This window comes from Massilia rubra, from assembly GCF_011682065.1.
GTDB lineage: Bacteria > Pseudomonadota > Gammaproteobacteria > Burkholderiales > Burkholderiaceae_D > Telluria_A > Telluria_A rubra.
Genome location: NZ_VUYU01000058.1, coordinates 1 through 5,860, shown reverse-complemented (window position 1 = coordinate 5,860; position 5,860 = coordinate 1). Strand labels below are relative to the sequence as shown.

The 5,860-nt window shown below is 64.3% G+C and carries 6 protein-coding genes; 5 read left to right on the top strand and 1 reads right to left on the bottom strand.

The features are described from left to right. A partial coding sequence (locus tag F0185_RS33870) for a flagellin N-terminal helical domain-containing protein (protein WP_441295238.1) occupies positions 1-145 on the bottom strand: 145 nt, incomplete at its 3' end. A gap of 292 nt (positions 146-437) precedes the next feature. Between F0185_RS33870 and F0185_RS33865 the strand changes: the two genes are divergently transcribed. The 5 genes from F0185_RS33865 to F0185_RS33845 all read left to right on the top strand — a co-directional run bounded on the left by F0185_RS33865 (position 438) and on the right by F0185_RS33845 (position 5,636). After that, positions 438-1,298, top strand: a complete 861-nt coding sequence (locus F0185_RS33865; protein ID WP_167233058.1) for an RHS repeat domain-containing protein — start codon at positions 438-440, stop codon at positions 1,296-1,298. Between the two features lie 23 nt (positions 1,299-1,321). Then, positions 1,322-1,771 (top strand): hypothetical protein, encoded by a 450-nt coding sequence (locus F0185_RS33860; protein ID WP_167233056.1) that lies wholly within the window; start codon positions 1,322-1,324, stop codon positions 1,769-1,771. Between the two features lie 230 nt (positions 1,772-2,001). Beyond that, entirely contained in the window at positions 2,002-3,000 is a 999-nt protein-coding gene (gene dusA / locus F0185_RS33855; RefSeq protein ID WP_267876041.1) for a tRNA dihydrouridine(20/20a) synthase DusA, read from the top strand. Positions 3,001-3,437: 437 nt separating this feature from the next. Beyond that, the gene (locus tag F0185_RS33850; RefSeq protein WP_229477316.1) at positions 3,438-5,186 is read left to right on the top strand and encodes a methyl-accepting chemotaxis protein; all 1,749 of its coding nucleotides are present in this window, start codon (positions 3,438-3,440) and stop codon (positions 5,184-5,186) included. A 108-nt stretch (positions 5,187-5,294) separates the two neighbouring features. Then, a complete protein-coding gene (locus tag F0185_RS33845; RefSeq protein ID WP_166897805.1) occupies positions 5,295-5,636 on the top strand; it encodes an energy transducer TonB in 342 nt (113 codons plus the stop codon). Positions 5,637-5,860: the final 224 nt, after the last annotated feature.

The window sequence follows — 5,860 nt, the reverse complement described above, 5'->3', positions numbered from 1 at the left end:
TCTGCAGGCCGGCGGCGTCGTCCATCGACGAATTGATGCGGTAGCCGGTCGACAGGCGGGTCATCGAGGTCGACAGCGAACCCTGGGTGCGGTTGATCGAATTTTGTGCGGACAGGGCGGCGTTGTTAGTGTGAAGGCTCAGCATGATCAAACTCCAGTGTAGGGGGTGGAAACGTTGGAGCTGCGTTGCTTCGCGCTCTCCCAAGTACAAGACGACCGTTTCATCGACGTCGTTAAGTGCCGTACGGAAATAATTTGAACGCTGCTCGTCCGGGCTGCCCGGCGCGCCTGGCAGCGGTTGCGGAAACAATCACAAAAATACGCTATTTTCCTTTGTAATTAATGACTTAACGAATGCGCGACGCACTTGAGGCGCAACAAACCGGCGCTACCGGGCACGCGCAACATGGTTGTTCTTTCATCAACCTGGGCCCATCATGAACCGCAGCTTACCGACCTTATCCGTCTTGTTCGCCACCCTGTTGTGCGTGGCCGAATGCGCCATTGCCCAGCCACCCCAGCCAACGCCGCGCGCCGCCAAGGTCTTGCGCGCCGTTCTTGTCAACGGGACAACGCTGGTGATGGATGGCGAGCGCCTCGTTGCGCGCCTGGCCGATGAGAACAGCACGCATTACTTCTATACAGAAGGCAGGCTGTCCAGCATCCACCATTCGGATGGCCGCTTCGCCACCTATTACTATGACGACGAGCAGCGGCTCGAGCGCATCGACTTATCGGACGGGCAGGTGCAGCGGGCGGTGTACCAGGCGGGCGCGCTGGCCTCGCTCGGGAACGAGGCCGGCCAGCGCCTGCACGTCGCGCCGCCGGCGCGCGCGCCCGGGCACACGGCGGCGGCGCTGGCCGGGCGGGCGCCGCCGCAGGCCTCGGCCGGCGTCGCCGCCGACACGGCCAAGGCCGCGGCCGATTCCCTCAACCACACCCTGATCGCCGTCGCCGGCTGGGAAAAACATAGCTGGGATTGCCGTTTCTCGCCCCAGGAGTTCAGTCTGTGCGGCGGCGGCGGCGATGGCGGGCGCGGCCCCTACGATGGCGGCGGCTGGAGCGCGGACGGCGGCGGCGGCCCGTTCCGGGGCGGCGGCTGGGATGGCGGCGACTTCGCTCCTTACCCGACCAATTTACCCACCCGCATGAGTTGCCTGGCGGCGGCGACCTCGACCTTCGAGATCATGCGCGACCAGGTGTGCTCGATGGTCAAGGACAAGGCCATCTGCACGGCGCAGAATCACAAGCTCTTCGATGAACTCTGGAAAGAGTGCATGGCCACCTATCCCGGTTAACGTGCAACAGAGGAGGACAGAGCATGATATCGATCTCTTCGGATGAGCTTGAACGCATGCACCGCGCGATTTTTTCGGTCCAGCGCCTGAAAGGCATGGCCCACGTCCTGTCCGTATGGATGGCGAACGGGACGATGTCGGCGTGGGAGGGCGGGGCGGTCTCGCTGGCTGGCTGCGAAGCGGTGGCGCGGGCCTACTTCGAGGCGCGCCCGGGACGGGCCGCGCTGCCGCAGGCGTATTGCGCGGCGCTCCAGGACGCCGCCCAGCTCGACCAGGCCATGGCCGAGTTCCTGGCGCAGGGGATGCCGGGCGCGCAGGGCGACCTGGACGCCTTGCTCGAACGCGCGGGCGGGGCGCTCAACGTGCTGGCCGGCGTGATCGACCAGCTGCCCGACTACCCCGCCGCCGCCGACGATGCGCGCGCCCTCAGAAGCGAAGCGGGCCGCTGCCTGGCGCTGTGCCGGGCGCGCTGAGACGCAGGAGGTAGGCGCGCCCGGCGTGGGGTCGCCGGCGCCCGCAAACGACGGCGGCCGCGGCGGGCGGCGCCATGTTTGCTATGATGCGTCTTTGCGGTGCGAGCGCGCTGCCTTTGTGCGTGCGCGTTTCCGGCGCGGACGCGCCCCTGCCGCCCGCCGCCCTGACCGGCACCATTGACATATCCGCAGCCGCGCGGCAGCACGGCTGACATCACAGGTAAAACCACTTGAAATCAACGAATTACCGGGGCAGGAAGCTCTCTGTCGCCCCGATGATGGACTGGACCGACCGCCATTGCCGCAAGTTCCATCGCGAAATCACCCGTCATACCTGGCTGTACACCGAGATGGTGACCACCGGCGCGCTGGTGTACGGCGATGTCGAACGGCACCTGCGCTTCAATGAAGAAGAGCATCCGGTGGCGCTGCAACTGGGCGGCAGCGATCCGGCCGACCTCGCCACCAGCGCCAAACTGGGCCAGCAATGGGGCTACGACGAGATCAACCTGAACTGCGGCTGCCCGTCGGAGCGGGTGCAGAAGGGCGCGTTCGGCGCTTGCCTGATGGCCGAACCGCAACTGGTGGCCGATTGCGTGAAAGCCATGCGCGACGCCGTCACCATCGACGTCACCGTCAAGCACCGCATCGGCATCGACCGCAACGAGGAATATGGTTTCGTGCGCGATTTCGTCGGCACCATTGCCGACGCCGGCTGCACCACGTTCATCGTGCATGCGCGCAACGCGATCCTGAAAGGCTTGTCGCCCAAGGAAAACCGCGAGATTCCGCCGCTCAAGTACGAGGTGGCGTACCAGCTCAAGCGCGAGTTTCCTGACCTGGAAATCATCATCAACGGCGGCATCAAGTCATCCGACGAGATCGCGCTGCACCTCGAGCATGTCGATGGCGTGATGCTGGGGCGCGAGGCGTATCACAATCCCTACGTCATGGCCGAGTACGACGCCCGCTTTTACGGCGACGCCGCGCCGGTCAAGACGCGCGAAGAAGTGCTGGCCGCGATGATTCCGTATATCCAGGCGCAGCTCGACCTGCACGCGGCGCGCGGCTTGAAGCTCAACAGCATTACGCGCCACATGCTGGGGCTGATGGCCGGGCTGGGCGGGGCGCGCAGTTTCCGCCAAGTGATGTCCGACCCGAAACGGCTGGCCGCCGCCGATCCGCATCTGCTGCTCGAGGCGGCGGCGGGCATGCGCCGCGCAGGCTAGCAGCCTTCACCGCATCGTTCCGCCTTGCACGGAACGATGCGCCTCCGGGCGCCGTACGCGCGCCCTGTTTTCCTCCTTTCCCCCCGCCGCGCATGACTGGCCTTGACTTGGCATGCGCTGCGCTCTCCCCCCGCGCTGCATAGTTCCATCAAGAAAACTATATTTCAATTGCGTAAAGGTATTTTTGCTTGCTCTAGAGCAAAATAGTCCTCTATAATCGGTGCATCTCTTGTCCGTTTTCCAAGCAGCGCCAGCGCCGTTCATGCTGTTGTTATGTTGAAACAAATCGTTCTCAAACCAACTTTTTTGCATGCGCAGTCACTGTTTTGATTTATCCTAAATGAAACGCAGATAGCCACCGTTTCTTCAGAGACAGCCCACAGTACCCGCCGTTGCCCTAGCTAATCCGATCAATCGTTCCATAGAAAAGACGCGAAATGAATTTATCCAACATGAAGGTCGGCACCCGTTTAGGTCTCGGATTTGTCCTGGTCCTGTCTTTTCTGGTCGCCGTCACGATCGTCGGCATCATCAGCATGGCCCAGATCCAGACGCGCCTGGATAACGTGGTCGGCGTCAACAACGTGGTCACCCGCCTCGTGATCGATATGCGCACCAATGTCAGCGAGCGCATCGTGTCCTTGCGCATCCTGACCCTGATGACCGATTCGGCCGACATGGAACCGGAAATGAAGCGCATCAAGGAACAGACCGCGCGCTACGACGAAGCCCAGAAAAAGCTGAGCGACAAGTTCGCCAAGTCCGCATCGAACGAGGAAAAGAGCTTGCTGGCCCAGATCAAGGAACACGAAGCGCTGGCCATGCCGGCCGTGGCCAAGGCGTCCGAACTGTGGATGGCCGACAAGGCCGAAGACGCCACCCGCGTCATGATCAAGGAAATCCGCCCGGTCCAGAAAAAATGGATGGATGCGCTGGAACAACTCGCTGCCCTCGAAGACAAGCTCAATAGCGCAGCCCAGAAAGACGCCGAAAGCGGCTTCGAAGCGGCCCGCCTGACCATGCTGATCCTGGGCGGCGTGGCGATCCTGCTGGGCGGCATCGCCGCCGTCTTCATCACCCGCGGCTTGCTCAAGCAGCTCGGCGGCGAACCGGACTACACCGCCAAGATCGCCAGCAGCATCGCCCACGGCGACCTGTCGGTGCACATCGACACCAGCCACGCCGACAAGGGCAGCCTGCTGATGGAAGTGCGCGAAATGCGCAACAGCCTGAAAGATATCGTCGGCCAGGTGCGCGGCGGCACGGAAACCATCGGCACCGCCTCGCGTGAAATCGCAGCCGGCAATATCGACCTGTCCTCGCGTACCGAAATGCAAGCGAGCGCCCTGGAAAAAACCGCCTCGGCCATGGAAGAACTGACCTCGACCGTGAAACAGAACGCCGACAACGCCCGTGAAGCCAACCAGCTCGCGGCCAGCGCCTCGGACGTGGCCCGCAAGGGTGGCGAGGTGGTCTCGCAAGTGGTTGACACGATGGGTTCGATCAACGCCTCGGCCAACAAGATTGTCGACATCATCGGCGTGATCGACGGGATCGCCTTCCAGACCAATATTTTGGCGCTGAACGCGGCGGTGGAAGCGGCCCGTGCCGGCGAACAGGGCCGCGGTTTCGCGGTCGTGGCCTCCGAAGTGCGCAACCTGGCGCAGCGCTCGGCGGCGGCGGCGAAAGAAATCAAGACCCTGATCGGCGATTCGGTCGAGAAGGTCGAGCGCGGCAGCAAGCTGGTCGGCCAGGCCGGCGTGACGATGGATGAAGTCGTCGCCAGCGTCAAGCGCGTCACCGACATCATGGGCGAGATCGCCAACGCCAGCCAGGAGCAGAGCGCCGGCATCGAGCAAGTGAACATGTCGATCATCGAGATGGACAGCATGACCCAGCAGAACGCCGCCCTGGTCGAGCAAGCCGCCGCCGCCGCGCAGAGCCTGCAAGACCAGGCCAGCGAGCTGGCGCACGTGGTCAGCATCTTCAAGTTGATCGAAGGCGAAGAAACGCACCTTGTCGCCGCGCCGTCCGCGATGGCGGCGGCGGCGCCGGCCCGTCCGGCCAAGGCAGTTGCGCTGCGCGTGGCCAAGCCGGCCCTGAAGCGTCCGGCCCCGGCCGCCGCCGCCGTCAAGCCGAAAAAGGCGGCCGCCACGACCAGCAACGACGAATGGGAAGAATTCTGATTCGCATCCCGGGCCGGTAAGGACGGGGCGGGCAGTGCGGTTGCCAGCCGCAGCGTCAGCGTCGACGTAACACAGACGCGCGATTGAACGTTACATTAGGGATATTGTATGTGGACCTCTACGCGTTGTACCAGTGTGTTCGCCGGCTTGCTGGTGTGTGGCGCCGCCGCGGCGGCTGAAGTGCCGGCCAGTTTCGATGCCGCCAAGTGCAAGGCCGAGTATCCGAAAGCGTCGCTGATGAACGAGGAACAAGGCACGGTATCGATGTCCTTCCTGGTCGCTCCGGACGGTTCGGTGGTCGAATCGAAGCTGGAAAAAACCAGCGGCTTCAAGAATCTCGACAAGGCCGCGATCAAGTCGATCAGCGCCTGCAAGTTCAAGCCGGGCACCAAGGATGGCGCCCCGGCCCAGACCTGGACCAAGGTCGACTACGCCTGGAAACTCGACTAGCCGCGCGTCCTGGCGCGCCCGGCCGGCCTGGCCGGGCGCCTCCCCGCCGGTGTCAGGTCTGACCTTCGGACACGGCCTCGACGTTCCGGCCGCCGGTGTCCCCCGCCGGTGTCTGTCCCCCGCCGGTGGGCGGGGGGGGCATGGGGGCCCGCGGCGGCCGGGGGCGGGCGGGGTGCGCCGCCCCACAACAACCCCCGCGGCGCGGGCGGGGGGGCCGTGGAGGC

Bases quoted from the DNA above. Each gene is read 5' to 3' on its own strand.
- F0185_RS33865 (WP_167233058.1), top strand. From the start codon at position 438: ATGAACCGCAGCTTACCGACCTTATCCGTCTTGTTCGCCACCCTGTTG.
- F0185_RS33850 (WP_229477316.1), top strand. From the start codon at position 3,438: ATGAATTTATCCAACATGAAGGTCGGCACCCGTTTAGGTCTCGGATTT.
- F0185_RS33860 (WP_167233056.1), top strand. From the start codon at position 1,322: ATGATATCGATCTCTTCGGATGAGCTTGAACGCATGCACCGCGCGATT.
- F0185_RS33845 (WP_166897805.1), top strand. From the start codon at position 5,295: ATGTGGACCTCTACGCGTTGTACCAGTGTGTTCGCCGGCTTGCTGGTG.